26 protein-coding genes are annotated in these 25,873 nt (G+C 73.6%); 16 read left to right on the top strand and 10 right to left on the bottom strand.

Going from position 1 to position 25,873, the window contains the following annotated elements; genetic code table 11:
- The first annotated feature begins 73 nt into the window (after positions 1–73).
- Positions 74–835: a class I SAM-dependent methyltransferase gene (locus CP984_RS12940; RefSeq protein WP_003984575.1), complete on the top strand. Its 762-nt coding sequence runs from the start codon at positions 74–76 to the stop codon at positions 833–835.
- A gap of 115 nt (positions 836–950) precedes the next feature.
- Here CP984_RS12940 and CP984_RS12935 read toward each other — a convergent pair whose 3' ends face one another.
- From CP984_RS12935 to CP984_RS12925, 3 genes are all read right to left on the bottom strand, one after another.
- Positions 951–1,703: an amino acid ABC transporter ATP-binding protein gene (locus CP984_RS12935; protein ID WP_003984574.1), complete on the bottom strand. Its 753-nt coding sequence runs from the start codon at positions 1,701–1,703 to the stop codon at positions 951–953.
- A 17-nt stretch (positions 1,704–1,720) separates the two neighbouring features.
- Positions 1,721–2,665 carry an amino acid ABC transporter permease gene (locus CP984_RS12930; protein WP_003984573.1) on the bottom strand — a complete coding sequence of 315 codons (945 nt, stop codon included), beginning with the start codon at positions 2,663–2,665 and terminating at the stop codon, positions 1,721–1,723.
- Positions 2,666–2,748: 83 nt separating this feature from the next.
- Positions 2,749–3,723 carry an ABC transporter substrate-binding protein gene (locus CP984_RS12925; protein WP_030182711.1) on the bottom strand — a complete coding sequence of 325 codons (975 nt, stop codon included), beginning with the start codon at positions 3,721–3,723 and terminating at the stop codon, positions 2,749–2,751.
- 523 nt (positions 3,724–4,246) lie between these two features.
- Between CP984_RS12925 and CP984_RS12920 the strand changes: the two genes are divergently transcribed.
- The 5 genes from CP984_RS12920 (at position 4,247) to CP984_RS12900 (ending at position 8,033) form a co-directional block, all read left to right on the top strand.
- The gene (locus CP984_RS12920; RefSeq protein WP_003984570.1) at positions 4,247–5,509 is read left to right on the top strand and encodes an NAD(P)-dependent malic enzyme; all 1,263 of its coding nucleotides are present in this window, start codon (positions 4,247–4,249) and stop codon (positions 5,507–5,509) included.
- Between the two features lie 115 nt (positions 5,510–5,624).
- Entirely contained in the window at positions 5,625–5,927 is a 303-nt protein-coding gene (locus tag CP984_RS12915) for a hypothetical protein (protein WP_003984568.1), read from the top strand.
- 127 nt (positions 5,928–6,054) lie between these two features.
- Positions 6,055–7,017, top strand: coding sequence for a zinc-binding dehydrogenase (locus CP984_RS12910; protein ID WP_003984566.1), 963 nt, complete (start codon positions 6,055–6,057; stop codon positions 7,015–7,017).
- A gap of 35 nt (positions 7,018–7,052) precedes the next feature.
- Positions 7,053–7,676 carry a HutD/Ves family protein gene (locus CP984_RS12905; protein ID WP_003984565.1) on the top strand — a complete coding sequence of 208 codons (624 nt, stop codon included), beginning with the start codon at positions 7,053–7,055 and terminating at the stop codon, positions 7,674–7,676.
- A gap of 126 nt (positions 7,677–7,802) precedes the next feature.
- Positions 7,803–8,033 (top strand): hypothetical protein, encoded by a 231-nt coding sequence (locus CP984_RS12900; RefSeq protein ID WP_003984564.1) that lies wholly within the window; start codon positions 7,803–7,805, stop codon positions 8,031–8,033.
- A gap of 218 nt (positions 8,034–8,251) precedes the next feature.
- Here CP984_RS12900 and CP984_RS12895 read toward each other — a convergent pair whose 3' ends face one another.
- Positions 8,252–9,220, bottom strand: coding sequence for a LysR family transcriptional regulator (locus CP984_RS12895; protein WP_003984563.1), 969 nt, complete (start codon positions 9,218–9,220; stop codon positions 8,252–8,254).
- A gap of 114 nt (positions 9,221–9,334) precedes the next feature.
- Here CP984_RS12895 and CP984_RS12890 point away from each other — a divergent pair, with 114 nt between their 5' ends.
- Positions 9,335–9,946 (top strand): short chain dehydrogenase, encoded by a 612-nt coding sequence (locus CP984_RS12890; protein ID WP_003984562.1) that lies wholly within the window; start codon positions 9,335–9,337, stop codon positions 9,944–9,946.
- Between the two features lie 21 nt (positions 9,947–9,967).
- Here CP984_RS12890 and CP984_RS12885 read toward each other — a convergent pair whose 3' ends face one another.
- On the bottom strand, positions 9,968–10,249 hold the full coding sequence (locus CP984_RS12885; RefSeq protein WP_003984561.1) for a hypothetical protein: 282 nt from the start codon (positions 10,247–10,249) through the stop codon (positions 9,968–9,970).
- Positions 10,250–10,385: 136 nt separating this feature from the next.
- On the opposite strand from CP984_RS12885, the gene CP984_RS12880 reads away from it, so the two are divergent.
- The gene (locus CP984_RS12880; RefSeq protein WP_078575637.1) at positions 10,386–11,162 is read left to right on the top strand and encodes a TetR/AcrR family transcriptional regulator; all 777 of its coding nucleotides are present in this window, start codon (positions 10,386–10,388) and stop codon (positions 11,160–11,162) included.
- A gap of 25 nt (positions 11,163–11,187) precedes the next feature.
- Here the strand turns inward: CP984_RS12880 and CP984_RS12875 are convergent, their stop codons facing one another.
- Positions 11,188–11,898, bottom strand: a complete 711-nt coding sequence (locus CP984_RS12875) for an antibiotic biosynthesis monooxygenase (RefSeq protein ID WP_003984559.1) — start codon at positions 11,896–11,898, stop codon at positions 11,188–11,190.
- Positions 11,899–12,038: 140 nt separating this feature from the next.
- Here CP984_RS12875 and CP984_RS12870 point away from each other — a divergent pair, with 140 nt between their 5' ends.
- Both CP984_RS12870 and CP984_RS12865 read left to right on the top strand, forming a co-directional pair.
- Complete coding sequence (locus CP984_RS12870; protein WP_003984558.1) at positions 12,039–12,248, top strand: hypothetical protein; 210 nt, start codon at positions 12,039–12,041, stop codon at positions 12,246–12,248.
- Entirely contained in the window at positions 12,248–12,811 is a 564-nt protein-coding gene (locus CP984_RS12865; protein WP_003984557.1) for a Clp protease N-terminal domain-containing protein, read from the top strand. The genes CP984_RS12870 and CP984_RS12865 overlap by 1 nt, the downstream gene beginning before the upstream one ends.
- A 51-nt stretch (positions 12,812–12,862) precedes the next feature.
- On the opposite strand, the gene CP984_RS12860 is transcribed toward CP984_RS12865, so the two are convergent.
- From CP984_RS12860 to CP984_RS12845, 4 genes are all read right to left on the bottom strand, one after another.
- Entirely contained in the window at positions 12,863–13,747 is an 885-nt protein-coding gene (locus CP984_RS12860) for an SCO6745 family protein (protein WP_003984556.1), read from the bottom strand.
- Between the two features lie 204 nt (positions 13,748–13,951).
- A complete protein-coding gene (locus CP984_RS12855; protein WP_030182703.1) occupies positions 13,952–15,079 on the bottom strand; it encodes a PadR family transcriptional regulator in 1,128 nt (375 codons plus the stop codon).
- A 4-nt stretch (positions 15,080–15,083) separates the two neighbouring features.
- Positions 15,084–16,010: a DUF4097 family beta strand repeat-containing protein gene (locus CP984_RS12850; protein ID WP_003986910.1), complete on the bottom strand. Its 927-nt coding sequence runs from the start codon at positions 16,008–16,010 to the stop codon at positions 15,084–15,086.
- Between the two features lie 679 nt (positions 16,011–16,689).
- A complete protein-coding gene (locus tag CP984_RS12845) occupies positions 16,690–16,866 on the bottom strand; it encodes a DUF6104 family protein (protein ID WP_003986911.1) in 177 nt (58 codons plus the stop codon).
- A gap of 152 nt (positions 16,867–17,018) precedes the next feature.
- On the opposite strand from CP984_RS12845, the gene CP984_RS12840 reads away from it, so the two are divergent.
- The 6 genes from CP984_RS12840 to CP984_RS12815 all read left to right on the top strand — a co-directional run bounded on the left by CP984_RS12840 (position 17,019) and on the right by CP984_RS12815 (position 25,829).
- The gene (locus CP984_RS12840; RefSeq protein WP_003986912.1) at positions 17,019–17,414 is read left to right on the top strand and encodes a CU044_2847 family protein; all 396 of its coding nucleotides are present in this window, start codon (positions 17,019–17,021) and stop codon (positions 17,412–17,414) included.
- Complete coding sequence (locus tag CP984_RS12835; protein ID WP_003986913.1) at positions 17,414–19,582, top strand: VMAP-C domain-containing protein; 2,169 nt, start codon at positions 17,414–17,416, stop codon at positions 19,580–19,582. The genes CP984_RS12840 and CP984_RS12835 overlap by 1 nt, the downstream gene beginning before the upstream one ends.
- 183 nt (positions 19,583–19,765) lie before the next feature.
- Positions 19,766–20,824, top strand: a complete 1,059-nt coding sequence (locus CP984_RS12830) for an AAA family ATPase (RefSeq protein WP_003986914.1) — start codon at positions 19,766–19,768, stop codon at positions 20,822–20,824.
- Between the two features lie 6 nt (positions 20,825–20,830).
- Positions 20,831–24,139 carry an SAV_2336 N-terminal domain-related protein gene (locus tag CP984_RS12825; protein WP_030182699.1) on the top strand — a complete coding sequence of 1,103 codons (3,309 nt, stop codon included), beginning with the start codon at positions 20,831–20,833 and terminating at the stop codon, positions 24,137–24,139.
- 81 nt (positions 24,140–24,220) lie between these two features.
- Positions 24,221–24,448: a YxD-tail cyclophane-containing RiPP peptide gene (locus CP984_RS12820; RefSeq protein ID WP_003986810.1), complete on the top strand. Its 228-nt coding sequence runs from the start codon at positions 24,221–24,223 to the stop codon at positions 24,446–24,448.
- 163 nt (positions 24,449–24,611) lie between these two features.
- A complete protein-coding gene (locus tag CP984_RS12815) occupies positions 24,612–25,829 on the top strand; it encodes an FxsB family cyclophane-forming radical SAM/SPASM peptide maturase (protein ID WP_226048651.1) in 1,218 nt (405 codons plus the stop codon).
- Positions 25,830–25,873 lie beyond the last annotated feature (44 nt).

Below are 25,873 nucleotides of genomic sequence, written 5' to 3'. Positions count from 1 at the left end.
TCCTTACGCGCGCGCTCTAGTGTTCGTAATAGGTGTTGTTGCTACGAGGGTATTACGGCCTGGAGGTAACGCTATGACCGAGACCGTTGTCGGTACTGACTGGCAGGGTTGGCAGGACAGTTGGGACCGCCAGCAGGAGTGGTACATGCCGGACCGCGAGGAGCGGTTCCGCGTGATGCTGGACATGGTCGAGGCACTGGTCGGCACCGAGCCCCGGGTACTGGACCTCGCGTGCGGTACGGGCAGTATCTCCGACCGGCTGCTCAAGCGGTTCCCCAAGGCCGTGAGCGTCGGGGTGGACCTCGACCCGGCGCTGCTGGCCATCGCCGAGGGGTACTTCGCCGGCGATGACCGGGTGACGTTCGTCCGCGCCGACCTCAAGGACCCCCGCTGGACCGAAGCGCTGCCCCACGACTCTTACGACGCCGTGCTCACCGCCACCGCCCTGCACTGGATGCACACCGGACCGCTGCGCGGACTGTACGGCCAGCTCGGCGGCCTCGTCCGGGAGGGCGGCGTCTTCATGAACGCCGACCACATGCCCGACGGCGACACCCCGCGCATCGACGCGGCCGAGCGCGCCTTCCGGCACGCGCGCCAGGAGCGGGCCAAGGAGGCGGGCGCGCTCGACTGGCGCGCCTGGTGGGACAGGGCCGCCGCCGACCCGGTGCTCGCCGCGCCGACCGCCGAGCGCTTCGAGATCTACGGCGAGCACGCCGACGGCGACACCCCCTCGGTCGCCTGGCACTGCGAGGTGCTGCGCGAGTCCGGCTTCGGCGAGGCGCGTGCGGTGTGGCGCTCGCCCATGGACGCGCTGGTCCTCGGCCTGAAGTAAGCCCCGCCCGGTCCGCCCGGCGGGCCGCGCCCATGACGGGCGGTACGTACGAAGGCGCCGGCCGCGCCCGTACGTACCGCCCGTCACGTAGGTCCCCGTGCCCTCCCCGGCGGTGTCAGAGCACCTTGGACAGGAAGGACTTGGTGCGCTCGTGCTGCGGCTTGCCCAGCACGTCACGCGGGTGGCCGGATTCGACGACCACGCCGTCGTCCATGAAGACCAGCGAATCGCCGACCTCGCGCGCGAAGCCCATCTCGTGGGTGACGACGATCATCGTCATACCGTCCGAGGCCAGGTCCTTCATTACGTCCAGCACATCACCGACCAGCTCCGGGTCCAGCGCCGAGGTCGGCTCGTCGAAGAGCATCAGCTTCGGCTCCATGGCCAGCGCGCGGGCGATCGCCACGCGCTGCTGCTGGCCGCCGGACAGCTGCGAGGGGTAGTTGCCCGCCTTGTCCTTCAGGCCGACCCGGTCCAGCAGCTTCAGCGCGCGCTCCCGGGCCGACGCCTTGGCCTCGCCCTTGACCTGGACCGGCGCCTCCATGATGTTCTCCACCGCCGTCATGTGCGGGAAGAGGTTGAAGCGCTGGAAGACCATGCCGATGTCGCGGCGGCGCGCGGAGACCTCGCGGTCGCGCAGCTCGTAGAGCTTGCCGTTGGCCTCCCGGTAGCCGACCAGCTCGCCGTCGACCGACAGCCGGCCCGCGTTGATCTTCTCCAGGTGGTTGATGCAGCGCAGGAACGTCGACTTGCCGGAGCCGGACGGGCCGATCAGGCAGAACACCTCACGGGGCGCGACCTCCAGATCGATGCCCTTGAGGATGTGGGCGGCACCGAAGGACTTGTGGACGCCCTCGGCCTTGACCATGGGGGTGGACTTGCTGGTCATGCGGCACCTCCGGCCGACGAACGGTTGACGCCGCCGAACCGGGCCCGCAGCCGCTGGATCGGCGTGGGCGGCAGCTGGCGGCTGGCGCCGCGTGCGTAGTACCGCTCCAGGTAGTACTGGCCGACGCTGAGCACCGAGGTGGCGATCAGGTACCAGACCGCGGCCAGGACGAGCATCTCCACCACGGGCCCGGCGTCGCGGCCCACGTTCTGCGCCGCCTGCAGCAGGTCGTAGTACTGCACGGCGATGACCAGCGAGGAGGTCTTGAGCATGTTGATGACCTCGTTGCCGGTCGGCGGCACGATCACCCGCATCGCCTGCGGCACGATGATCCGGCGCAGCGTCTTGCCGTGGCTCATGCCCAGCGCGTGCGCGGCCTCCGTCTGGCCCTCGTCCACGGCCAGCAGACCGCCGCGGCAGATCTCCGCCATGTACGCGGCCTCGTTGAGCCCCAGGCCCAGCAGCGCGCACAGGAACGGGGTCATGAAGTCCGACCACTCGTCCTTGTAGATCGGCATGATGTCGATGTACTGGAAGACCAGGCCCAGGTTGAACCACAGGAACAGCTGGACGTAGACCGGCGTACCGCGGAAGAACCAGATGTAGAACCACGCGACCGTCGAGGTCACCGGGTTCTTCGACTGCCGCATCACGGCCAGGATCACGCCCAGCACGATGCCGATCACCATCGACAGCACCGTGATCAGCAGGGTGTTGCGCAGACCCCTGAGGATGTCCGCGTTGAACATGTACTCGGGTATCGCGCCCCAGTTGACCTTGCCGGCCGCGAAGGCGCGGATGAGCAGGGCGAGCAGCGCGAGGACGACCAGCGCCGCGACCCAGCGCCCGTAATGGCGGACGGGGATGGCCTTGATCGGCTCGGGCGCGGGCGGCGGGGCGTCCGCCGGCGGCTGGGCCGGCTTGTCGACGTCAACGGACACGGGTGTTGCCTTTCAGCGTTCGGCGGGAGGGACGGGCCGTGCGCGGGCGGAGCGGGCGCGCGGCCGGGCGGGGCTCGGCGCGCTCAGCTGCCGCCGTTGAGCTTGACTTCCTTGACCGCGGCGTCGGTGACGTTCCACTTCTTGAGCACCTGGCCGTAGCTGCCGTTCTTCACGATGGCCTCCATGGCCGCCTTGAGCGCGTCGCGCAGCTGCCGCTTGTCCTTGGGCACCGCGATGCCGTACGGGGCGGCCTTGACCGGAGCGCCGCCGACCATCTGGAAGTCGTTGCCGCCGCCGGAGGACTTCACCGCCCACGCGGCGACCGGGTAGTCGCTGGAGACGGCGTCCACGCCCGCGGTGCGCAGCCGGGTCTGGGCCTCGGTGTCGTTGTCGAACGCCTCGATGGAGATCGCCTCGGCGCCGGACTCCTCGCACTTCTTCGTCTGTTCCTTGGCCAGGTCGTGCGAGACGGTGCCGCGCTGCACCGCGATCTTCTTGCCGCACAGGGCTTCCCAGCCGTCGATGCCCTGGGTCTTGCCCTTCTGGGTGTAGATCGAGACGCCGACGTCCAGGTAGTCGATGAAGTCGACGCCGTCGCTGACCTTCTTGCCGGTGGTGCTGTCCACCCCCTGCTGGCGGTCCTTGGTGTCCGTCATCGCCGACATGGCGATGTCGTAGCGCTTGGACTTCATGCCGCCCATGAGGGTGTCGAAGGTGGCGTTGTTGAAGTTCAGCTTGACGCCCAGCACCTTGCCGAGGGCGTCCGCGAGGTCCGGGTCGATGCCGGTGACCTTGCCGTTGGTACGGAATTCCACCGGCTTGTATGAGATGTCCGAGCCGACCTGGATCATCGCCTTGTCCTGCACGTCCTTGGGCAGCAACTTGAACAGCGGCGCGTTCGGGTCGCGGTTCTTGGCCGCCTCGCGCTTGGCGATGGCCGCGTCGGTCTGGTCGCCGCAGGCGCTGAGCAGCAGCAGCGAGGCCGCGACCGCGGCCGCCGCGGCCACGGCTGAACGAGACCTGCCGGCGGCCGGGCGACGGGTGGGGCTTGCGGTCATGCTGATCCTCCTGCGGATGAGGGAGAAGCCGACTGGCAGGGGCCGGGCACACACCTTCGGGCGTCGCGACCTCGTTTGGTGACGGAATCTTGCCATCCGGACACCGCTATCCGGACTGTCGTACAGGTCAAAATCGGATAACGGACGTAAGCGGAGGGGTGCATCCCAGGTGTCCCAAGGGGGCCCCGCGCGCGAAGGGGCGCACGGCACCGGCCGGTACGGGCCTCCGTCTCGCAGTGCGGACAGGCGGTGGGGCACTTCCAGCGCTTTACGCTGTTCACGGCTATTGCCGGAGTTGTAAGCCGCGGGTAACGAATCCGACTCGTCGGGGCCCGCGCCCGTCCGGTAGAAAGGTGCGTTACACCCCTCATCCGGGGCTCAGGGCGCGTGTGCGGCGCGCCCGGCGTCCGTACCTCCCCCCGCGGGACGGCCATCCGTCGCGCAGGGCACGGACGCGGTGCCCGCCCACCCCGACCAGGGAGTGGTCACCCTCAACTGACAGACGAATAAAGGGGTTGAACCAGTGACAGCCAAGACCGCCCAGTCCCACAGCGGCGGCAACACGCAGCAGAACGCCGGCACCGACCAGGACGCCAAGCCCGGGTCCGGACCGGACGGCGGCGAGCGGCAGTGCCAGGACCCCGCCTTCCTCCTCCACCGCGGCGGCAAGATGGCGATCCAGGCGACGGTGCCGGTGCGCGACCGCGAGGACCTCTCCCTCGCGTACACGCCCGGTGTCGCCAAGGTGTGCAGCGCGATCGCCGAGGAACCCGAGCTGGTGCACGACTACACCTGGAAGTCCCAGGTCGTGGCCGTGGTCACGGACGGCACCGCGGTGCTGGGCCTCGGCGACATCGGCCCCGAGGCGTCCCTCCCGGTGATGGAGGGCAAGGCGATCCTCTTCAAGCAGTTCGGCGGCGTGGACGCGGTGCCGATCGCGCTCGCGACCACCGACACCGACGAGATCATCGACACCGTGGTGCGGATGGCGCCGTCCTTCGGCGGCGTCAACCTGGAGGACATCTCGGCGCCCCGCTGCTTCGAGATCGAGCGCCGGCTCCAGGAGCGCCTGGACATCCCGGTCTTCCACGACGACCAGCACGGCACCGCCGTGGTCACCCTGGCCGCGCTGCGCAACGCCGCCCAGCTGACCAATCGTTCCCTCGGCCAGCTGCGCGCGGTGATCTCCGGCGCGGGCGCGGCCGGGTTCGCCATCGCCAAGATCCTCGTCGAGGCGGGCATCGGTGACGTCGCGGTCTGCGACCGCAAGGGCGTCGTCACCGCCGACCGCGACGAGCACATGACCGACGTCAAGCGCGAGCTGGCGTCCTTCACCAACAAGGCGGGCCTGTCCGGCTCGCTGGAGACCGCGCTGGACGGCGCGGACGTCTTCATCGGTGTCTCCGGCGGCACGGTGCCGGAGGAGGCCGTCTCCAAGATGGCCAAGGACGCGCTGATCTTCGCGATGGCCAACCCGAACCCGGAGATCCACCCGGACGTCGCGCACAAGTACGCGGCGGTGGTCGCCACCGGCCGCAGCGACTACCCGAACCAGATCAACAACGTCCTGGCGTTCCCTGGCATCTTCGCCGGCGCGCTCCAGGTGCGGGCCACCCGCATCACGGAGGGCATGAAGCTGGCCGCCGCCGAGGCGCTGGCCTCCGTGGTCGCCGACGACCTGAGCGCAGAGTGCGTCATCCCGTCGCCGTTCGACGAGCGGGTCGCCCCGGCGGTGACCTCGGCGGTCGCGGCCGCCGCCCGCGCGGAGGGCGTCGCGCGCCGCTGACGCCGTGCACGTGGGAAGGCCCCGTCCGCTCCCGGACGGGGCCTTTCCGCTGCGCCGCGACAGCACGGAAGGAGGCGTGCCCGTGGGGCCGTCGGAGCTGATGTCGTGAGCCTTCATGCTGGTCGGCGCCCTCACGGCGGCGGGGGTGACTGCGGTGTACCTCCGCCGGTTCTGCGCGGAAACCTTCCGCCGCGCGACGCGGCCGTGGGCCGGGGGAGCGGCCTTCGCCGCGGTGTCCACCGCCCTGGCCTCCGCCCGGGGGCTGTGGAAGTCGTCCGCCCGGGACGTGGGGGAGACCTGCGGACTACGCGGGCATCCGTACGACATCGACGTCCACCTCGGCCCCCACGGGCAGCAGGGCTTCCTCCCGCTGTTCAGCAACAAGTGCGACGCCTCGTACGCTCACCGCCGTACGTGACCGCCGCCGGGACCGGGCGGCGGAGCGGCGGGAGCCCCCGCGGGGAGCCTGACGGCGGCCGGTGGCGCGGCGCGTGTCACACCGTGGTGCGGTACCGCACGGACCCCGCGCGCCCTACGTTGGGATCATGTTTGCTGCCTACGCCGCCCGCATCGACCGGGACCAGCCGCTCAACGGCCTCGAACTGGGGGAGCGTCCGGCCCCCGTGGCACGCCCCGGCTGGACGACCGTCAACGTCAAGGCCGCCTCCCTCAACCACCACGACCTGTGGTCGCTGCGCGGCGTGGGGCTCGGGGAGGAGGCGCTGCCCATGATCCTCGGCTGTGACGCGGCCGGCATCGACCAGGACGGCAACGAGGTCGTCCTGCACTCGGTGATCGGCCAGAGCGGCCACGGCGTCGGGCCGGACGAGCCGCGCTCCATCCTCACCGAGCGCTACCAGGGCACCTTCGCCGAACAGGTCACCGTCCCCGCCTGGAACGTACTGCCCAAGCCGAAGGAACTGTCCTTCGCCGAGGCCGCGTGCCTGCCGACCGCCTGGCTGACCGCGTACCGCATGCTGTTCACCAACGCCGGGGTACGGCCCGGGGACAGCGTCCTCGTCCAGGGCGCGGGCGGCGGGGTGGCCACCGCGGCGATCGTGCTGGGCGCGGCGGCCGGCCTGCGGGTCTTCGCCACCAGCCGCAGCGAGGACAAGCGCAAGCGCGCCGTCGAACTGGGCGCCGAGGCCGCCCTGCCCACCGGCGAGCGGCTGCCGCAGCGGGTGGACGCCGTGATCGAGACGGTCGGCGCCGCCACCTGGTCGCACTCGGTGAAGTCCCTCAAGCCCGGCGGCACGCTGGTCATCTCGGGCGCCACCAGCGGCTTCAACCCCGAGCGCACGGAGCTGAACCGGATCTTCTTCCTGGAGCTGAAGGTCGTCGGCTCCACCATGGGCAGCAAGGACGAACTGGCCTCGCTGCTCAACTTCTGCGCGGCCAAGGGCGTACGGCCCGTCATCGACACGACGCTGCCGCTGGACCGGGCGCGCGAGGGGTTCGCGAAGCTGGCCGAGGGCGAGATGTTCGGCAAGGTCGTCCTGACGGTCTGAGGCGCGGGGAGACGGGAGCGCGGGAGGGGGCGCGGGTGCGGGTGCTGCGCGCGGCCGGCCGTACGGCGTCGGCCTGGAGCAACGGCGGCGGCGTGACACGGGAGATCGCCGCCGCGCCGCCCGGCGCGGGCTGGGACGCCTTCGACTGGCGGGTGAGCCTGGCCGAGGTGGGCCGGGACGGCCCGTACTCGCAACTGCCCGGCGTGGACCGCGTCCTGACGGTGGCCGAGGGCGCCGGGCTGGAACTGACCGTCGACGGCACCCGCCACGTCCTGCCGGCCCACCGCCCGTTCGCCTTCCCCGGCGACGCGCCGACCGGCTGCCGCCTCCTGGACGGGCCGGTGGTCAACTTCAACGTGATGCTGCGGCGCGGGCGCGCGACGGCGACCGTGGAGCTGACCCGCGACCGGTACGCCGCCGCACCGCGCCCGGCCACCGCCCCACGGGAGCCGGGCGAGGAGCGCACGCGGCTGATCGTCGCGCTGTCCGGCCGTACCACCCTGGACGGGCACGGGCCCGCCGCGCCCCCGGTGCCGCTGGAGCACCACGACGCGGCCCTCCTGCTCGCCGACGAGGGCGTCTCGCTGCGTACGGACGGCGTCGCGGCCGTCGTCACCCTGATGGTACGGACGGCGGCGCCCGTCGCCCGTACGGACTGAGAGGGCGGCCGCGCCCCGTCGGGCCCGGCGCCGTGACGGCGGGGTTGGCCCCCGGCACGCCGCCGCCCGCTGACCGGCCTGGAACGGTACGCCGGGCTGCCGCTGGTCCTCTTCGCGGTCGCCGTCGTGATCGCGATCGTGCCGGCCACCGGGGCCTGCGCCCTGGCCGGCACCGACGCGCCGTTCCTCGTCAACGCCCGCGGCCCGGCCAAGGGCCCCGCCCCGGCCGCCGCTCGGATCGGCGCGGGGGTGCCGTGCCTGCTGTTCCTCGCCGGGATCGGCGTGTTCGTCCGCAAGGTGATGCTGCGCGGGCTGGCCCCCCGTACGTCGCCGTCGACGACCGCGGCGTGTGGCTGACCCGCGGCCGGTACGTCCAACAGGGCCTGAGCTGGGACGAGATCGCGGCGGCGGGCGGGCGTGGTGACGGACCCGGCAGCGCCCGGGACCGCCGTACCGTACCCGGACCTCTACCCGACGGGCCGGGCCGCGGGCGGCGACGGCCCGCTGGACCGCCGGGTGGTCACCGCCGACCCGGCCGCGCCCGACCCGGCCGCGCCCGTCCTGCGGGGCCGGCGTTACGCGATCGGGCTTACCGGCGGAACCAGCGCGTCTGAAGGCGGCGTTGCGCCGGTACGGGGCCCGTCGGCCGGAGGAGCCGTCGCCGCGTCCGTGACCGGGGCACCCGCCGCGCCGCGCAGGATGCGCCGCGCGTGGTCGGCGAAGGCGGCGGTGGCGGGGTGGGTGACCGTATGGGGCCGGGCCAGCAGGACCGTGAGCGGTCCGGCGTCGGTGATCGGCAGATACCGGACGCCCGGATGCGGATGGCTGTGCCCGGTGGCCTCGGCCGTCACCCCGGCCGCCTCGCCGGTCGCGATCGCCGTCAGCCACTCGTCCACGTTGGCGACCTCGAAGGTGTGGCGCGGGCGCCGCCCGGCGGGCCACAGTTCGGTGCTGGTGGTGCACGCCGTGGCGCACAGCGCGATCGGATGGTGCGCCAGATCGGCCAGCCCGACCGCATCGGCACCGGCCAGCGGGTCGCTCTCGCACAGCGCGGCCATCCGCCGTTCCTGGTACAGCGCGACGGTGTGCAGCGCGCCGTCGTCCGCCGGGAGGGTGCGCAGGAAGGCGAGATCGACGGTGCCGCGGCGCAGCTCGGCCTCGGGGTCGGCGAGCCGGTGCACCTCCACGGGCACATCGGGGCGCGCCTGCCGCCACTCGCGCAGCACCGGCACCGTGTGCCGGCCGAGCGCGGCCCAGACGAAGCCGACCCGCAGCGCCCGCGGCCCGGCCGTCGCCTCGGTGAGCGCGTCGTCGAGTTGGGTGAGGATGCGGTGGGCGTGTTCGTACAGCCGCCGTCCCGCCGGGGTGAGCCGCAGGCGGCGGGTGGTCCGCTCGACCAGCGAGGTGCCCAGCCGGCTCTCCAGTTGCTCCAGCGTGCGGGACAGGGCGGGCTGGCTGACGTGCAGGGCCGCCGCCGCGCCGGTGATCGTGCCCTCGTCACCGATGGCGGCCAGCGCCCGCAGGTGCCGCAGCTCCACGTTCACCGCGCACCCCCGTACGGGGCCGGGCCGCGCCGTTCGTCACTCATAACTCCCGAGCATAAATGCCCCGCAGAAGGTATTTCCCTCCCGTGAGCGGCCCGTCCTAGCGTCGTCCGTATGAAGATCCTCCTGATCGGCGCGACCGGGAAACTGGGCACCGCCGTACACAAGACGCTGGCCGGACGCGGCCACGAGATCGTCACCGTCGGCCGCAGCGGCGGCGACCTCCGCCTGGACATCGGCGACCCGGCGCAGGTCACCGAGGTCTACGACCGGGCCGCCGAGCGGATCGGGACGCTGGACGCGGTGGTCAGCGCGGCGGGTGACACGCCGTTCAAGCCGGTCGCCGAGATGACCGCGGAGGACTACGCGGCGGGCTTCCGCGGCAAGGTGCTCAGCCAGATCGAGCTGGTGCGCCAGGGCACCGCCCGGATCTCCGCACGCGGCTCCTTCACCCTGATCACCGGCGTCCTCGCCCGCGACCCGATCCCCACCGGCAGCGCGGCGGCGATGGCCAACGGCGCGGTGGAGTCGTTCGTACGGGCCGCCGCGATCGACATCGCGCCGCAGCGCGTCAACGCGGTGAGCCCGACCGTGGTCACCGAATCCCTCCCGGACTACGGCGCCTTCTTCCCCGGCATCGCGTCGGTGGGCCTGGACCAGGTGGCGGCGGCGTATGTCCGCTCGGTCGAGGGCGGGCAGACCGGGCAGGTCTACGAGCTGGCGTGACGCCCTCGGGCGCCGGGGCGCTCAGCCCGCGTGCGTGCCGGTGCGCGTGCGGGCGGCCCCGGCGTCCCGCCCGCGGGCGAGTGTCTTCTCGCGCCCCTTGTCCAGGACGGCGAGCAGGGCGAAGGCCACCACGATGACGGCGGCCGAGGCGACGTAGTTCCAGGGGGCGTCGAGGTAGTTGACGGGCCGCATCGTGGTGCCGTGGTCGTCGCCGATGACCCGGTAGAGGATGGCCGCGGGCCCCTCCCAGAAGCCCACGGTGAACACCAGGATGGACAGCAGCCGGTACCAGGCTTCGTTCATGGTCGTCTCCCCGTTCTCGTGCCGGTGATTTCCGTCCGATGGATACGACCGTATCAATAACTCGCGCCCCTTGTCTTGACTCTGCTGCGCACATCTGATATTCGTCACGCCCCGCGTGGCGCGATACGCTGTCCTTGTGCGTGACGAAAAGACGGCCGGGTGCCGGGTCTGCGGTACGGGGCTGCCCGCGGCGGTCCGGGGGCGCCCGCCCGCGTACTGCTCGCGGAGCTGCCAGGCGAAGGCGTACCGGCGGCGCAGGAAGGCCCGTGCGGAGGACCGTCCCGAAGCGGGGGCCGCCGTCCCCGGACGGCAGCCGCCACTCGACTCCCCATCGGACGGTGCGCGGGAGCGGCGCCGTCGCCAGGTCGCCGAGGCCGTCTGGCGGATAGCGGCCGGGCGCGGCCTGGAGGCCGTGAGCATGCGCGAGGTCGCGGCGGAGGCGGGGGTGTCGCTGCGGGTGGTCCAGTACTACTTCGGCAGCAAGCACCGCCTGCTGGTCGAGGCGCTGCGGATGCTGCACGAGGAGAACGACCGGCGCGCCCGCGCACGCATGAGCGGCCTGCACGAGGCCGGCGACCTGCGGGCCGTCCTGCGCGCCGTGCTGATCGAATTCCTTCCGCTGGACGGGCAACGCGCCATGGCGCTCCGCGTGTTCACCGCGTACTTCGTGCGCAGCCTGACCGACCCCGCGATGGCCGAGGTGTTCCTGCACGGCGAACAGGCCGTGGAATCCCTGGTCGCCGATCTGATCCGGGGGATCGGCGCGGTACGGCCCGGTGCCGATCCGGCGCGCGAGGCGGACCTGCTCGTGTCGGGCGTCACCGGGCTGGGGATGGACGTGCTGCACGGGCGCCGCACGATGGCCGACGTACAGGCCACGATCGACTACCACCTCGACCGGATCTTCTCCTGAGCGGACCCGGGTCCGGCGTGGGCGCTCAGGGGGCCGGGACGTTCACCAGGCTCCTGTGCAGCCGGTAGTGCGTCACCCCGGCGTGCCCCGGCATCGTGGGCGCCGCCGTATCGGCCGTCACGCCCTCGACAGCCGAAAGGGCCGCGCGCAGCCGGGCCGCCGCGCCACCGCCCGCGAACTCCCGCCAGGCGGCGGTGTTCGCCCACTCGGCGAAGTTCAGGACGCGGCCGCCGTCCTTGGAGAGGTGGAGATGCGCCCCGAGGAGTCCCGGTACGCGTTCCCGCTCCAGCGCGTCGATCACGAGGTCGGCCAGCGCGTGCTGGACCGCCGGGCCGGTGGTGGCGAACGTCGGGGTGACCAGTAGGCCGGGCGGCCGACCGGCGGTCCCCTCGGGTGCGTAGCTGCGGTAGCGCGTGTACCGGGTCACGCCCGGCCGCCGGATTCCGGGAATCGACTCGTCGATACGGCTGACGGTGGCGGGCCGCCGGTGGCGTACCCATTCCCGGTGCGCGTCGTCGTCCGTCCATTGCGCGTAGTTCAGGACGTGGCTGCCGTCGTCGCTCAGGAAGGTGCTGAGCGACAGCATCGCGTCGGGGCGCGGCTGCCCCTCCCATGCGTCGAGTACGGCGTCGGCGGCGCGGCGCTGGAGGTCGGGCGACGGCACGATCCAGGGGCTGACGAGAACCGTACCGGCGTCCGGGCGCCGGACGTCGGGGTATGCGGACGGGCTGGTCATCGGGGTTTCTCGCTCCTCGGGCCGGGCTGTTGTCCGGAGAGCCTCCAACGTGAAGTGCGCTTGAGGTCAAGAACGGGACGGCGCGATCCGCCGCGTCAACCATCATTGACACGGCCCGCGCGTCAACCTAAATTGACACCATGAGCGAAGCAACGAAGCTCGCCGAGCGGGCGGGCGACCAGGACCCCCGGATCGGCCTGCGGGCCGTCGCCGCGCTCCGCCGGCTGCTGGAGCAGCTGGAAGCCGTACAGGTGCGCAGCGCCCGCATGAAGGGCTGGTCGTGGCAGGACATCGCCGCCGAGCTGGGAGTCAGCAGGCAGGCGGTCCACAAGAAGCACGGGAGGCGTTGATGTTCGAACGGTTCACGGCGAGCGCCCGGGACGTGGTGCGCGGCGCCCCCGCCTACGCGGTACGTCCGGGCCCCGGCACGGTCGGCGAGGGCGAGTTGCTGCTCGCCCTGCTGGACGGCCGGGGCTCCCCGGGCGCCGAGGCGCTCGCCGCCCTCGGCGTGCGCGAGCGCCGGGCGTCGGTGATGCGGTCGCTGGACGAGGCCCGGCGCCGGGGCGGCCTGACGGCCGCCGACGCGGAAGCGCTGGCCGGGCTCGGCATCGATGTGGCGGAGGTCGTCACGCGGGTGGAGCAGGCGCACGGCGCGGGCGCGCTCGCCACCGCCTCCGGCCGTCCCGCGCGACGCGGACGCTCACTGCGCAGCCCTTTCGGCGAGGAGGCCAAGTCCGTACTGGAACGGTCGCTGCGCGTCGCACTCGGCCGCGGCGACAAGCACATCGGCGACGAACACCTGCTGCTCGCGATGGTGGCCAAGCCGGGCCTCGCCGCGTCCGTACTGGCCGAGCACGGGGTCACCCACGCGGATGTCATACGGGTGCTGGCGAAGCCGGCCGTGGCGGGATGAAGCGCGCGGCGGCGGCGCGGGAGCCCGTCCCGCGCGCCGCACGCCGGTCCACTACGGATACGCGACCTTCACCGCCCCGATCCCCAACGTCCCGTGCCGCGGCAGCAGTCCGGCCTCCGAGATCGTGCCCAGTAGCGGATTCAGCAGCTGGGCGAGGCGCTCCGCGCGGGAGCGGCCCAGGGCCCGCCAGGGGCCGGCGGCCAGCCGGTCCGTCATCCGCTCGACCTCGTCACGGCCCTCACGGGCCCGGTCCGTGGGGCTGCCGTCCGGGGCGATCCAGCCGCGCGCGGCCAGCCGGTCGTGCGCGGCGCTCCACTCCTGCGAAGACCAGCCGCGCCCCTTGAAATCGGACTTCGGCGCGGCGCCGATCGCGGCGAACGACACCAGCGCCTCGCACGGTTCCAGATCGTGGGTCAGCAGGGCCGCCAGGTGGCCGTCGCCGCGGTGCTCGCGCAGCACCGTGATGGCGTGCCAGAGCGCCAGGTGCGGCGCGTCCGGCCAGGGCAGGTCGCGATTGGCGGCGGCCAGCGGGCGGGCGGCCATGGAGGCGTTCTCGGCCGCCTGGCGGGCCAGCCGGGCGGCCTCGGCGACCTGGCCGTCGGAGACCCGCCCGGATCTCAGCAGGCCGGTCAGTATGCGGTCCACCGCCCGCAGTCGCGCGTCCAGTATCTTGCCGGGCGCCGCCGTCGACCAGATCGCCGGCACATAGCGGGCGATCATCCGCGGGCTGAAGCTGTAGAACGTCGCGGCCACCAGCTCGGGACCGGCGGCGCCGAGCGGCGCAGTGCGCCAGGCGAAGTAGCTGGGCCAGCGGGAACCGGTGTCGAAGCCGAGGGCCGCCGCCTCCTCGAACGCCTCGGGTGCGAAGTAGAGAAGGGCGTGGACGGGCTCCAGCTGGCGCCACATCCGGCGGGCCACCGCGGGGTATTCCGACATCGCGTACCTCTTGGCCTTCAAGATCCGTGTCGACAAGGAGAGTTGACTGTAAAGGCGGACACGGCCGTAGGTCCCCGAATTCTCGCGGCAGAACCCGTCGTCGGGCAAAAAGCCGTGCGAGGATCTGAGTTCCCCGATTACGGCGGGTGAATCCAGACCCTCGCGAGCAACTGTGCGTAATCGCCGGGCAGTACGGCGAGGAAGTCAGCGCGGCGGCTCCTGTCCGGCCGCATATGCCTCCGGGTCACGCAGCAACGCTCCGACGTGCGCAGCGGTCGCGGACAGACGGCTGCGTACGTCCTTCAACTGCTCCGCCGTCACACCGTGATCGCGCGCGGCGTCCCGCAGGTCGTCGCGGAAGCGGTCCAGCAGCCGGTCGAAGTCCCGCGCCGGGTCGCCGGAACCGGGCTCGGACGCCCACGCGGGCTCCGGGGGCACCCGGCCGGCGGCCTCCGCGCGCGCCGCGCCACGACCGTCACCGCCGGGCCGCGTCGCGGCGTCCTCCTTGGTGAGGCCCACGCCGCCGCCGTCCTCCGGCGCCTGCCCGGCGCCCCCGCCCGGCCGGTCCGCGCCCGCCGCCCCCTCCGGCCCGGCCGTGAACCGGCCCACCTCGCGCGAGACCTCCGACAGCGCCTCGCGCAGGGCCCCGGCCCAGTCCCCGGTACGTACATGCTCCTGGGCCTGTTCCTGTACGCGCTTGATGGCCTCCTGGACCTCGTCGCGCACGAACGACCGCGCCTCGCGGGCCTGCTTGCGCGCCCGCTGCGCGTCCTGCTTGGCCCGCCGGCTCTCCTCCTTCGCCCGCCGCGCCTGCTCCTTCCACTCCTCCTTGGCGCGGCGGAACTCCTCCTTCGCCTGCCGCCAGGACTCCCGGTCGCCGTACCGGCCGTCGAAGAAATCGGAGGCGTCCGGGAAATCGTGCTCCTCGCCGCCGCGCCGGCCCTGCCGGGCCTGTTTGGCGGCCTCCCGCATCTCGCGGCGCACGTCCCGCGCCGAGCCGCTCACGTCCTCCCGGATGTCGGACGCCAGCGCCGCGACCGACTCCCGGATCTCCATCTCCAGATCCGCCAGCTCACCGCCCCGGTCCGCCAGTTCGGCGCGCCCCGCCGCGGTGATCGAATACACCTTGCGGCCGCCCTCGGTGGTATGGGTGACCAGCCCCTCGGCCTCCAGCTTGGCCAGCCGCGGGTAGACCGTGCCGGCGGACGGTGCGTACAGGCCCTGGAAACGCTCCTCCAGCAGGCGGATGATCTCGTAACCGTGCCGCGGCGCCTCGTCCAGCAGCTTGAGCAGGTAGAGGCGGAGGCGGCCGTGGGCGAAGACGGGAGGCATGGGTTCAGAGCACCTTCTTGTCGGCGGGGGAGTCCGTGGTGTCGGCGGGGCCGTCCGGGGACGGCGGGCGGTGCCGGTCGTCCGGGGACGGCGGGCGGTGCCGATCGTCCGGGGACGGCGGGCGGCGCAGCAGGGCCAGGCCGCCGGAGAGCGTGGTGACCTTCAGCCGGCCGCTGCCCGAGCCGAGCCGGCCCGTGATCCGCTTGGCCCCCCACTGGCCGCTGACCCGCAGATCCTCGAAGGCGTTGGCGACCGTACCGCTGGTCGTGTTCGCGTCCACCTCGGCGTCGCCCGGCGCGGGCAGCCGGATGGCGACCTCGCCGGAAACCGTCGTCAGCTGGACGTCCGTACCCGTCGCCGCCGGATCGAGATCCAGGACCATGTCGCCGCTGACCGAATCCGCCTTCACGGTGGCGCCCGACCCCTCGATGAGGGTCAGGTCGCCCGAGACCGAGTTGAACCTCAGGTCGCCCGTGACGGCCTGGCCCTCCACCCGTCCGGACACGGTCTCGGCCCGTACGGGGCCCGTCAGGCGGACGAGGGTGCTGTCCCCCGACACGCCGCGCAGCTCCGTACGCCCGTCGATCCCCGAGATCACCGCACTCGCCCCCACGGTGCCGATCGCGACGTTCGTCGCGGTGGGGACGGTGACCGAGACCACTGCGCTGCGGTGCCAGCCCTTGCGGTCGAGGAACTTCAGGAAGCCCTTCCAGGGCAGGTCGTCGTACGTGACGGTGAGCGTGCCCGCCTCCTGCCGTACGGTCAGCGGCGGGCCGGACAGCTCGCTGATCTCCACGCGGGGGCGGCCGCCGTCGGTCGTCCCGACGACGTTGACGGTGCCGCCGACGACGCGCACCTCCAGTGCGGTGACCTCTTCCTCGATCTCCAGCGTGCGCGGTGCGGAGACCGACCACTCGGTCCGGGCTGACATGTCCTGGCCTCCCCTGGGTTGCGGTGACGCGAGCTATCGCGTATCCGCGCCTCACGATATATCGCATGGCGTGGTGGGCCAAGTATTGGGTGCGCGTTGGTGCGGGGTTGGGTGTACTGGACCGCGCTTCGCGCGGATACGCATTGGCTTTGTTGTGGGGCGGGGGTGCCCAGGGGGCCATCTCCTCGGCGCCTGGAGCGGCCGTCATGTCTGGACGCAACCATGTAACGGTCGCCTGCGGGGAGTGTCCCCCTGCACACCCCCTCCCGTCGGATTGGCGAGTGCGGGCCGGTGGGGGGAGGGGAAAAGAAACCTGGTGCGCGCCCACCATGCGGCGACGCTCGCCTTGCGTAGGCACAGGGCCCGGGGCGCCTTCGCGTTATGCGGAGGGGGCCGTATGGGTCCGGCCGCCGGGGGTCTGTAAAAGACCCCCGCCACGGCGGCGGGAAAGTCGCCTACCGGCCGGGCTCGGGGACACGTAGGGGTCTCCCCGCAGGCGACCGAAGCCCCGGTTGCGTCCATACATGACGGCCGCTCCAGGCGCCGAGGAGTGACCCCTGCGGGGCCCCGAGCCCCCACCCACCGAACCCCGGGCGCCAAGGCGAACCCCCACCGGGGCAACCGCACCGCACACCCACCGGGGCAAGCCTCACCCCGGTGCCCCGTCACGCAAGCGTGACTACTCCTCCTCGTCGTCCAAGCGCGCCAGCCACGTCGCCAGGCGCTCTACCGGGACCTCGAAGTCGGGGTTGAGGTCCACGAACGTGCGGAGCTGGTCGGCCAGCCAGGCCAGGGTGACCTCTTCCTCGCCGCGTCGGCTCTCCAGTTCCTCGATACCGCGATCCGTGAAATACACCGTGTTCTCCACCTGGTTTCCGTGACGTTCCGGGCCAGGATAGGCAGGCGCCGCGACCCCTCGCGTCACTCGCACCCTGGGGATAACCTGATCACCTGTCAACGGCCCTGGGGCAGTGCGACATTGCCGCTCAGGGGGAGCAGGAGGCCGTGATGCGCGATCGCGCACATCTCATCGAGCTGCCCGACGGGACCCAGGTCTGGGCCCGCGTCTCCCGGTTGGACATAACGGGCGATCCGGATGAAGAGTACGACGACGTGGGCGTCTGGGACGCCCTCGGCGCCCGCGTGGAGGGGCTGCGCGAGCTGGTCGGCGGGGTCGCGGCCAGTCTGCGGGCGGCTACCGAGCGGGTGGCTCCGGACGAGACCAGCGTCAGTTTCGGGGTGGAGGTGGCGGCCAAGCCGGGCCGCGCCGTGGCGCTGCTCGCGGACGGTGAGGCCAAGGCGAACCTGTCGGTGACGCTCACCTGGCGGCGCGGGGAGCGGGAAGCGGCGGCGGTGGATCAGGGCCGGAGCGACGGCCGAGGGCCGGACGATTCGGGCGCGTGATGGCGGCCTCGGAAGGCGGTCAGGGGTCGGCGCGCTCCGAGCGCGCCGACCGTGAGAAGTACGCGCATCTCCTCGGCCACGCGGGCCGCGCCACCGTCGCCGTACGCGCGGCGCCCGGCGTGGACCCGGCCCCGCTGTGGGGCAGCGGTGTGTTCGTGGCACCCGGGTGGGTGTTGACCTGCGCACATGTGCTGGTCAGCGGGGACGGGCGGCGCCGCCCGACCGGGCCGGGCGGGGAGGTCGGTGTCGCGTTCGGGGGCCGGGTGGCCGCCGCGCGTCTGGAGTACGACCTGAGCCGCCCGGCGCCCGAGTACCCGGCCGGCCACGGCCCCCGTACCGACCTGGCCCTGCTGCGGCTGGTCGATCCGGATGTCGCGCACCCGTGCGCCTGGCTCAGTGATCAGCCGGCGGCGCTTCTGGAGGACGCGTTCATCTTCCGGGGGCATGATCGGCCCGGGGCCGGTACGGACGCCGGTCACGGGCCCGGCGAGGACGACGCCGTCGGTGCCTGCCCTGCCCCGGCCCACATGATCGCCCCCGCCCCCATGGACGTCGATCCCTTCATCGCCGTCCGCTTCGGCGCCCGCGACGCCCGCGGGCTCCAGTTCGGCAGTGATGTGCGGGTCACCCCGGGCGCGTCCGGCGGGCCGCTGCTGGACTGTGACCGCGGGGAGGTCGTCGGCATCGTCAAGGGAAGTCACCGTGAGGACCGGGTCGGGCTCGCGGTGCCGGTGACGGAGTTGCGGCGGCTGGCCCCGTACCACCTCGTACCGGGAGCCGAGGGGCTCGGCGACGATCCGTACCACGCGCTGATGAGCCTCCACGACCGCTGGCACTGGGCGGGGCAGGATCTCGGCGGGTCGGGTGAGCCGACCTGGTTCGACGCGCAGCACGCGATCATGTCGGGGCGCGGCCGGCTGTGGGGCGTGCAGGAGCGGCTGCAGGCGCTCGATCTGCTGGCGTCGCTGCCCGCGCCCCGCGATCCGCTGGTGGTGGCGGCCGCGGTCGCCGAGGCGCTGGGCCGTGCGGATCCTTCGGGCCGTACGGGGCGGGCCGGGCCGTGGACGCTGCGTACGTGGCGGGACGGGCACGGTGCGCTCTACCAGGGCAGCGACCCGTACACGGAGCTGTGCGCCTTCGTGCACTACCTGCGCATCGTCGCGCAGCGCACCGCCGACGAGGCGCGCGGCGTACCCGGTGACGAGGGGGCCGGGATGCGTGCGGCGGCCGAGCGGCTGGCCCTGTTCGTGGCGGCCAAGGCGGTCGTCCTGCTGCCCCGGGACCGGGAGCGGATCGGCCCGGTGCGGCGCCGCCCGGACTCGGTCCTGGTGGAGTTCGAGCCGCTGTTCTATGACGATGCGGGCGGGCGGCAGCTGTTCAACTGGTCGGTGAGCGAGGGGTACGGCCAGGGGCAGTGGCAGCGCGTCGAGGTCCAGGAGTCGCGGAACGGCATGACCTTCGAGGAGGCACGCGGCCAGGTTCTGCGGCGGCTGGGGCCGCGTCTGCTGCGTGCGGACGACGCGGCGGGCGGCGTCCGGGTGCGTCTGGAGGTGGCGGTTCCGGAGGAGCACTGGCACACCGCTGCGGACCGCTGGCAGGTGCCCGCCTCCACCCGCCGTACGGCGCGGCTGCGCCCGCTGGGCCCGGCGCGCGCAGTGGTGCTGCGCGACCAGGGGCGCCGCCAGGAGGACCGGGAGGGGGTCGATCCGGCCTGGCTGCGGCGTTGGCAGGGGCTGGTCGGTGCGGGGCGGTTGACGGCGCTGCGGGTGCCGCCCGGCCCACGGGCGTCGGTTTCGGGGCTGTCGCGGCTGCTGGAGGAGGCGGACGAGGGCGCGGTCCCGGCGCTGTGCCGGTCGGTGGCGGACGGCACCGGGCTGGAGGCCGTCGGGTGGGCGCTGGACGCCGGCCACCCGGTGGCGCTGTGGCCGGCCGGGGGGCACGACGAGCGCGACTGCGACCGGGTGTGTGACGAGTTCCACCGGGAGGTGCGGCAGCTGCTCGGGGCGCCGAAGTCGGTGGCCGAGCTTCCCGAACTGGTGCGTGAGCTGCGCGCCAAGGCCGCGGAGGGCGGTGCCTCCTGGGCCCGCGATCTCGTGCTGCTCTATGACGACCCGGGCAACCCGATCCCCCAACTCTTCTCCCAGGGCACGCAATTGTCGCCCCAATGACGGCACCCGAGACCGGAAAACGCCCCGTGTCCTTCCGTCCGGCTGGTTACTGTCCTAGCGTCGTGAGAGATTGCCAGGGGGACGGGTCCGGGGAGGGCGGGAAGCGGCGCCGACGCTTGCCGGATGCTCCGCCGCGGCCCCGCGCCCCTGCCCGATGGCCGGCCGGCGACGAGGAGTTCCGACGTGAGCGACTGGCTCATCTACCGTGGCGCGGGGGCTCCGCACGACGGCATCGAGCAGTTACCGCCACCCCCTCCATGGCGCGATTTCGACGGCGGCCCGCTCGTGGCGCCGCCCACGGCTCTCGACCACGCCTCCGAGCGCCGGCTCGGCGTGCAGCGCCGCGAGGCCAGCTACCACCGGCCGGGCGAGACCGAGCGCGAGCTGGTCAACGCGGCGCTCTACCTGCGCCGTCCCCTGCTGGTGACGGGCGCCCCGGGCAGCGGGAAGTCCACCCTCGCGCACTCGGTCGCCTACGAACTGGGCCTCGGCCGGGTGCTGAACTGGTCCATCGTCAGCCGCAGTTCGCTGCGTGACGGGCTGTACGAGTACGACGCCATCGGTCGCCTCCAGGACCTCCAGATCGCCCGCGCGGCCCGCCCGCAGACGACGCCGGGGCCGGCGGAGGGGCGGCCGGGCCCGCAGGACGAGCCGGGCGGCGGCATCGGCCGCTACATCCGTCTCGGCCCGCTCGGCACGGCCCTGCTGCCCGCCGCGAAGCCGCGTGTGCTGCTCGTCGACGAGCTGGACAAGAGCGACATCGACCTGCCGAACGACCTGCTCAACGTGCTGGAGGAAGGGGAGTTCCGGATTCCGGAGCTGGAGCGGCTGGCCGGATCGGCCCCCGAGGTGCCGGTGCTGAGCGACGACGGCGTACGGGTCACCGTGCGGGACGGCCGGGTGCGCTGCCGCGCCTTCCCGTTCATCGTGCTGACCAGCAACGGCGAGCGGGACTTCCCCGCGCCGCTGCTGCGCCGCTGTATCCACCTGAACATCCCCACGCCCGACAAGGAGCGGCTCGCGGACATGGTGCGGGCGCACTTCGGCGAGAGCGCCGCGGCCGAGCACGAGTCCGTCATCGACCGCTTCCTGGACCGCGAGCCCGGCGACGTACGGGCCGTGGACCAGCTGCTCAACGCGATCCACCTGACGCGGCAGGCCGGCTGGGCGGACGAGGACGAGGAGGAGACGCGGCGGCGCCTGACGGCCGAGCTGCTGCGGCCCCTGGATCGGACCAGGTGATCCGCGGTGCCGGCCGGCGGACCGGGCCACGGCCCCCTCGGTGAGATCGTCGCACGGCTGCGCGCGGCCGGCCTGCCCGCGGACGCCCGCGCTCTGGCGGACGCCCTGTGGCTGGCCCGGTGGATCACCCCGGGGGCGGCCGACGGCGACGTGACGCCTGCCGAGGAGACGGTTCCGCCCACCGCACAGGGTCCAAAACCGGCCACTTTCTCTGTGGATTCCCGTGGCCGGGATTCCGCCCGCGACACGCCGTCCGTCACGGAGCCCGCCGCCCGGGACCGCCCCCGGCGCACGGAAGTGGACCTGCTGCCCGCCCAGGACGACCGCACCCTGGCCCCCGACCACGGCCGCCTCGGCGAGGTCGGCATCCCCGTGGCCTCCGCCTTCCCGGGCCTGCTGCCGCTGCAGCGCGCCCTGCGGCCGATCCAGCGCTACCACCCGCCGGTCGCCCCGGTCCGCCAGGAGCTGGACGAGGACGCCACCGCCGAACTCTCCGCACACGCCGAGATGATCATCCCGGTGCTGCGCGGCGTCCGCCGCCGCGCGGCCAGCCTGCGCCTGCTCATGGACGGCTCCTCCTCCATGGCCGTGTGGGAGCAGATGCTGCACGACCTGCGGCAGGTCTGCGAGCGGGTCGGCGCCTTCCGCGACGTGACGGTGCACTACCTCCACCCGTACGGCGACGAGGTCGGCGTCGCCGCGGGCCCCGGCCGGGACGCGCCGCTGCGCCCCGCCGACCAGCTGCACGACCCCACGGGCCACCACGTCACCCTCATCGTGAGCGACTGCGCGGGCCCGCTGTGGCGCGACGGGCGCATCCAGCGCCTGCTGTACCGCTGGGTGGCCGACGCGCCGCTCGCCGTCGTACAGCCGCTGCCGCAGCGGATGTGGGCGCGCACCCTGCTGCCCGCCGTCGCGGGCACGCTCGTACGGCAGCAGGGCCCGTACCGCGCCCTGGACTTCCGCCCCGCCCGGCGCCGCCGCCGTACCCCCGCCACGGCCGGGCAGACGCAGGGCGGCACCCGCGAGCGCGCCGTACCGGTCCTGTCGGCCGCGCCCGCGGCCCTCGGCGGCTGGGCCCGGCTGGCCGCGGCCGATTCCGGCCTGTCGCTGCGCGGCGCCGCCGCCGTCGTCCGCTGCGACCACGGCCTGGGCACGGACGTCGCCCGCGCCGCCGAGCGCCCCGAACCGTCCCGGCTGGTGCGCGAGTTCGAGCAGACCGCTTCGCCGGACGCCCGCCATCTGGCCGTCCACCTGTCGGCCGTACCGCTCGCGCTGCCCGTCATCCAGCTCGTCCAGCGCGCGATGCTGCCCCAGACCGGCCCCGCCGAGCTGGCGGAGGTGCTGCTCAGCGGCCTGATAGAGCAGCTTCCCGACCCCGCGGGCCCGCCGGGTGGCGAGGGCCCGGCCGGCGGCCCCTGGTACGAATTCGTGCCCGGCGTACGGGACGAGCTGCTGAGCCGCCTGAGCGCCGGCGAGGCCGCCCTCGTCCTCAAGCACTGCTCCCTCTACATCGAGCGCACGTTCGGCCGCAGCGCCCGGAACTTCCCCGCGGTCGCGGTCGCCATGCTCTCCGGCAGCGGCCGGGAACCGACGACCGGGCAGCGCGCCGTGCCCGAGCCGTTCGCGCGGATCTCCGAGCGGGTGCTGCGCCGGTTCGAACCGGCCCTGCGGACGCCCGCACAGCTGTCGTACGCGCCCGACGGGCCCGCCGCCGAGGGCGCCGCGCTGCTGGCGCGCTACGAACAGGAGGGCACGGTACGGGACTTGATCGAAGCCGTGCGGCTGCTGCGCGCGGCGGCGCAGAGCCTGCCCGCCGCGGGCACCGACCTCGCCCGCGCGCTGCTGCACGGCTGGGCGAAGTGGCGGCAGCCGGACGCGCTGGAGGAGGCGGAACGGGCGGTACGGGCGGCCGCCGAGGCCGTCGGCGGCGATCCGGCGCAGACGCCGGACGGGGACGGCGAGGCGCGCGTCAGGGCGCTGATCGTGCTCGCCCGGGTGCGCTACGCCGCCGCGCAGGAACGCGGCGCCGCGGGGTACCCGGACGGTGAACGGAGCGCGTTGGAGGAGGCCGCGCGCCACCTGGACACCGCCTGCGGGCTGATGAGCCTGCTGGATCCCCGCGTATTGGAGAGCATGGTGCTGCGTACCGAAGTGCTGCGGCGGCTGGCCGCGCTGCCCTCGGCCGCCACGGCCTTCACCGGCCGCGCCGCCGACCCGCTCGACGAGGCCGAACAGGCCCTGACCACCCTCCTGGAACAGTGGCCCAGCGGCGAGCAGGTGCCCGGCGAGATCTACGCCGCGCGCGGCGGTGTCCTGCTGGACCAGGCGCGCCGCGCCGCCGGACACGAGGAGGCCACCGAGACGTACGCCGGGGCGCTCGCCCTGCGCGCCACCGCCGATCTGGACGCCGCCACGACCCTGCTGCGCCGCCGGGGCGGCTCCGCGGACCGCGAGGTCTGCGAGACGCTGCTGGAGCTGGCCCAGGCCCGCTCGCTGCTCGGCGGCGGCACCGGCCCGGACGCCGTGCTCCCGGTCCTGGAGCGGGCCCGCGCGCTCGCCCGGGAACTGCGCGACCCGGCCCTGGAGGCGGAGAGCCTGAGCCGTACGGCCGAGGCGTACAGCGCTCTGCACGCCCGCACCGCCGACCCGGAAGCGCTGGACGCGGCCATCGATGCGCTGGCCGCCGCGCTGCGCCTGACCACCCCCGACTCGCCCGAGCACAGCTCCCTGCTCGCCCGGCGCGGCGCCGCGCTGCTGCTGCGCGCCCGCCTGGAGCCCCCCGGCGACCAGGCCAAGCGACTGGCGAACGAGGCGGTGCACGTGCTGCGCGAGGCGCTCGGCCGGGTCGCCCCGCACGACCCCGAACTGGGCTCCCACCGCCTGCTGTTCGGCCGTGCCCTGCGCCTGCGCCACGACCGCCAGCCCTCGCTGGCCGATCTGCACGAGGCGGACTGGGTGCTGGAGCTGGCCGCGCGCAGTTCGGCCGATCCGGTGGTCAGTGCGGAGGCATGGCTGGAGGTCGGTGACGTCCAGCTCGTACTGGACCGCCGCTTCGACTCCCGCGAGCGGCACGACCGCGCCGCCGCGGCCTACCGCCGGGCCGCCGCCGCGGCCGAACGGGCCGGCAGCCCGCTGCTGGCGGCGCGCGCCCACCACCGGCGGGCCGGCGTCCTGGAGGACACGGCGGGGCCGCAGGCGGCGCTGCCCGCGTACCGGGAGAGCTGGGAGCAGTGGCAGCGCGCGTCCGAGGAGAACGGCCCGGAGGCCCGGCGCACGAGGGAGCGGATGCGCGCCCTGGAACCGTCCGAATGACCGCCCGACCCGGCCGGGCCGGGCGTTTGCGCGCACGGGCGCGCGGGAACACCCCGTCCACCCGGCCCAGAGGAGAACAGCGTGGCGACAGTCCCCGTCACCGGTACGGCCCCGGCCGCACCGGCCGAGCCGTCCGGCCCGTCGGCCGAGCCGCTGCCGGACTTCGGCGGTGTCGATGTGGCCGCGGTGGCCGCGCGGACGGGCCATCCGGTGCTGGGGGAGGTGGCCGCCCTCCTGCTGCGCAACTGGCCCCCCGCCGAGCGGGCGGTGGCGTACTACGACGACGGTCCGGGCCCGACCGTACGGTAAGCGTCCGAATCTGAACGCCGGGCGACGGTTTTTGGGCAAACGGGCTACGAAACCGGCCAGTTGTCCTTGCCGTGTGCATGTTCTCCCGTGCCGGAGCCAGGTATCGCGACAGCGGGCCGCCATCGGGCTGCCCGGACGTCGGACGCAGGCAGGGGGCGGCGTCGTGGTGTTCCAGAGCCTTGAGGCGCCCGCGGTCCCCTTCCGCCAGTTCGTCCTGAAGACCCACAGCCGCTGCAACCTCGCGTGCACCTACTGCTACATCTACGCGGGCCCGGACCGCAGCTGGCGCGCCCGCCCGCCGCACGCCCCGCCCGGCACCGTCCGCCGGACCGCGCTGCGCATCGCCGAACACGTACGCACCCACGGCCTCGACGAGATCCGCGTCGACCTGCACGGCGGCGAACCCCTGCTCACCGGCCCGGGACCGCTCCTCGACCAGGCAGCCGCGCTGCGCGCCGTACTCCCGGACGGCTGCCGCGCGCACCTCGGCGTACAGACCAACGGCACCCTCCTCACCCCGCAGGCGCTCGACGCCCTGGCCGCCGCGGGCTTCCGGATCGGGCTCAGCCTGGACGGCGGCACCCCCGGCCTGAACCGACGGCGCTTGGACCACGCGGGACGGCCCTCCTGGGCGGCCGCCTCCCGCGCCGCCCGCCTGCTGGCCCGCCGCCCCGACACCTTCGCGGGCATCCTGTGCACCATCGACATCACCTCCGACCCCGCCCTGGTCTACGGCTCGCTGCGCGCCCTCGGCCCCCCGATGCTCGACTTCCTCCTCCCGCACGCCAACTGGACCAGCCGCCCGCCGCTGCCGCCCGACCCGGTGAGCCGCACCCCGTACGGCGACTGGCTGTGCACCGTCTTCGACCTCTGGTGGGACGAAACGGAGCCCGCGCCCCGGATACGCCTCTTCACCGAGATCATCGGCCTGCTCCTGGGCCGCCCCAGCAGCAGCGAGGCGGTCGGCCTGTCACCCGTGGTCGCGCTCGTGGTCGACACCGACGGCGCCATCGAACAGGTCGACTCCCTCAAATCGGCGTACGAGGGCGCCGCCGCCACCGGCCTGGACGTCTTCCGCAACAGCTTCGACGAGGCGCTGGCCCACCCGGGGATGGCCGCCCGCCGCCTGGGCGCCGACGGCCTGTGCGCGCGGTGCCGCGCCTGCCCGCTGCTGACGGTGTGCGGCGGCGGCAACTACGCCCACCGCTACCGGGCGGGCAGCGGCTTCCGTAACCCGTCCGTGTACTGCGCCGACCTGGAACGGGTGATCCGCCACATCGCCGCCCGCCTCGACACCGAGGTGCACGCGGACCGGACGCCCGGGCCCGCCGCCGGACTGGCCGCCGCGTCCGTCAACTGGCCCGCCGCGTACAAGACCTGACGTGGCGTCGCCGCACAGGGCGATACTTGGGCTATCGTGCCGAA

The sequence above is a fragment of the Streptomyces rimosus genome, assembly GCF_008704655.1.
Classification (GTDB): domain Bacteria; phylum Actinomycetota; class Actinomycetes; order Streptomycetales; family Streptomycetaceae; genus Streptomyces; species Streptomyces rimosus.
Note: the sequence above shows the minus strand (reverse complement) of the source record. Positions and strands in the feature narration are given on the sequence as shown.

What these genes read in the sequence shown, in the direction of transcription:
- CP984_RS12925 (WP_030182711.1), bottom strand. Translation starts at nt 3,723, where the DNA reads ATGACCGCAAGCCCCACCCGTCGCCCGGCCGCCGGCAGGTCTCGTTCA.
- CP984_RS12875 (WP_003984559.1), bottom strand. Translation starts at nt 11,898, where the DNA reads ATGACCAGCCCGTCCGCATACCCCGACGTCCGGCGCCCGGACGCCGGT.
- CP984_RS12935 (WP_003984574.1), bottom strand. Translation starts at nt 1,703, where the DNA reads ATGGTCAAGGCCGAGGGCGTCCACAAGTCCTTCGGTGCCGCCCACATC.
- CP984_RS12855 (WP_030182703.1), bottom strand. Translation starts at nt 15,079, where the DNA reads ATGCCTCCCGTCTTCGCCCACGGCCGCCTCCGCCTCTACCTGCTCAAG.
- CP984_RS12870 (WP_003984558.1), top strand. Translation starts at nt 12,039, where the DNA reads ATGAGCGAAGCAACGAAGCTCGCCGAGCGGGCGGGCGACCAGGACCCC.
- CP984_RS12910 (WP_003984566.1), top strand. Translation starts at nt 6,055, where the DNA reads ATGTTTGCTGCCTACGCCGCCCGCATCGACCGGGACCAGCCGCTCAAC.
- CP984_RS12850 (WP_003986910.1), bottom strand. Translation starts at nt 16,010, where the DNA reads ATGTCAGCCCGGACCGAGTGGTCGGTCTCCGCACCGCGCACGCTGGAG.
- CP984_RS12835 (WP_003986913.1), top strand. Translation starts at nt 17,414, where the DNA reads ATGGCGGCCTCGGAAGGCGGTCAGGGGTCGGCGCGCTCCGAGCGCGCC.
- CP984_RS12890 (WP_003984562.1), top strand. Translation starts at nt 9,335, where the DNA reads ATGAAGATCCTCCTGATCGGCGCGACCGGGAAACTGGGCACCGCCGTA.
- CP984_RS12885 (WP_003984561.1), bottom strand. Translation starts at nt 10,249, where the DNA reads ATGAACGAAGCCTGGTACCGGCTGCTGTCCATCCTGGTGTTCACCGTG.
- CP984_RS12865 (WP_003984557.1), top strand. Translation starts at nt 12,248, where the DNA reads ATGTTCGAACGGTTCACGGCGAGCGCCCGGGACGTGGTGCGCGGCGCC.
- CP984_RS12915 (WP_003984568.1), top strand. Translation starts at nt 5,625, where the DNA reads ATGCTGGTCGGCGCCCTCACGGCGGCGGGGGTGACTGCGGTGTACCTC.
- CP984_RS12840 (WP_003986912.1), top strand. Translation starts at nt 17,019, where the DNA reads ATGCGCGATCGCGCACATCTCATCGAGCTGCCCGACGGGACCCAGGTC.
- CP984_RS12860 (WP_003984556.1), bottom strand. Translation starts at nt 13,747, where the DNA reads ATGTCGGAATACCCCGCGGTGGCCCGCCGGATGTGGCGCCAGCTGGAG.
- CP984_RS12940 (WP_003984575.1), top strand. Translation starts at nt 74, where the DNA reads ATGACCGAGACCGTTGTCGGTACTGACTGGCAGGGTTGGCAGGACAGT.